Source organism: Candidatus Symbiopectobacterium sp. NZEC135, from assembly GCF_025962695.1.
This window is the reverse complement of record NZ_JAGFPF010000330.1, coordinates 1-1,763: the sequence shown is the minus strand read 5'-3', so window position 1 is coordinate 1,763 and position 1,763 is coordinate 1. Positions and strand designations below refer to the sequence as shown.

1 protein-coding gene and 1 pseudogene are annotated in these 1,763 nt (G+C 52.0%); both read left to right on the top strand.

Annotation, left to right across the window (positions count from 1 at the left end; genetic code table 11):
* Positions 1 to 1,501, top strand: a 1,501-nt coding sequence (gene sctE / locus J5224_RS26505) for a type III secretion system translocon subunit SctE (protein ID WP_264628152.1), incomplete at its 5' end; no start/stop codon positions are given.
* 9 nt (positions 1,502 to 1,510) lie between these two features.
* Positions 1,511 to 1,763 (top strand): annotated as a pseudogene (locus J5224_RS26500) (hypothetical protein); the annotation flags it as partial.

Sequence of the window (1,763 nt, the reverse complement as noted above, 5' to 3'; positions counted from 1 at the left end):
CGGTCATTACAGGCGATACGCCGTCAAGCGGAGCAAGGACTATCTCGAACAGGAGAGCCTGATGGATAGTGTACAAGCCAGAGCGGGGATGCATTACCCGCTACCCTATGATGATGGTGAAGAGATGCTCGTCTCTTCGTCAATGAAGCAAACCACACACCCAACACGCGCTGTTGTTGGCCTGCACGATAGGCAAGACGATGCAGGAAAGAACGCGGAAACTGAACGTCAACCGAGGGCCGCGGCGCAGTCGGTGAGCGCGCCGCAGGCAGAGGCTGCCTGGCAACGGCTGCTGGCGGCTGGGTATACCGGCTCCGCCTCGGCCTCGCTGCAAGAGGTCATGAACATGGACCCGCTGCTGTTGTCGATGCTGGTGACGCAGCAGGTGATGAGTGTGTCCAGCAGCAACGCACTGGCGCTTTGTGAACAGTTGAACCGTGCCACAGAGCTGCAAACTTTCCTTCGCAATAAGCAGGTTGAGAAATACCAGGAGCAGATCAACAAGTCGATTGAACAGGCGAATCAGGTGCGTAAATCCGCGCTGTGTAGCGCCGTGTTTGATTGGATAAGCAGCGCCATTGAGATTGGTATCGGCGTGTTAAAACTGGTTGAAGCCGTGGCAACGGCAGATCCCCTCGCTTTTGCTGCTGGTATCCCTTACTGCTCGGCAGGGGCTGCCGGAATCGTAAAAGGCGGCGCTGAGTTTGCTTTGGGGTTGGGGGCAAATAAAGCCGATTGTGAAGCGATTATTCACGCGGCAGGTTCGGTACAGAGCACGTGCGAATACGTCGCGATGGGATTGGATATTCTGCAAATCTGCCGTGGTATCTACGTGGCTCGCGGTTTGATCTCTGCGGCAGAAAAGGAGATGGGCAGCGGCGCGGGTAAAACGCTGGTGGAGGCAGCAAGCCAAAATAGCGGTGAGGTGGGTCAGCAGATCAAACAGATTGCTGAAAACACGGCTAAAGGCTTTGTCACTGAGCTCGAAGCCAGGTTGGAGGGGAACGCCAGTCAGTATTTGGCACGCACCATGGGCCGCAGTGCCACCGCTCAGGGAATTGAACAGCTTGTAGAAAAAACGTTGGAAAGCGCCCTCAAAAATGTGGCGACAGAGGTGTTGGAAAAGGGCGCTGCCGCCGCGGAAAAAGCGTTGCGTAAACGTTTTATGGTCTCGTTAGGCAAAGCGCTAGCCTCCGGCATCATTAAAAATGTCACCTTTCCCTGGTTAAGCACGGCGCGCTTGGCGCTAAGCGGTGGGCAAAAAATAACATCGGGTGTTGCCCAATGGAAAGCCGCTGATTTGCGCAAAGAAATTGAAGAATTAATCGTTATGCAACGCATTAACGATATTAAAGATAATTGGACGCAGGAGCGTAAAAAAGATCAGGAAAAACAGCTTGGCGATTATTTGCAACAGAGTGGCACCGCCGTGAGCAACGCGACTTCAATAATGGAAGATTACGGTACGGTATTGGCCAAAATTGCCTGTAACCGTGCCTGAGGATATGTTATGAGCCAAAATACGCTTATGAATCAAAATACTCTTTCGATAGACGTATTTCCTGTCAACGTCACTCCAGGCCACCTTTCCTCTGTCTTATCATCAAAGATGGATGGTGTAATGGCGGCCAAGGAAAAGACCGGTAGTGATGCAGATTTAAATGACTTTTTCGCGATGTTTGATCAACTGTGGGGAACACTATTAAATCTTGCCCGGCGTTTGCGTGACGTGATGCGCATGTATAACGAAAAGAAGCAGATAT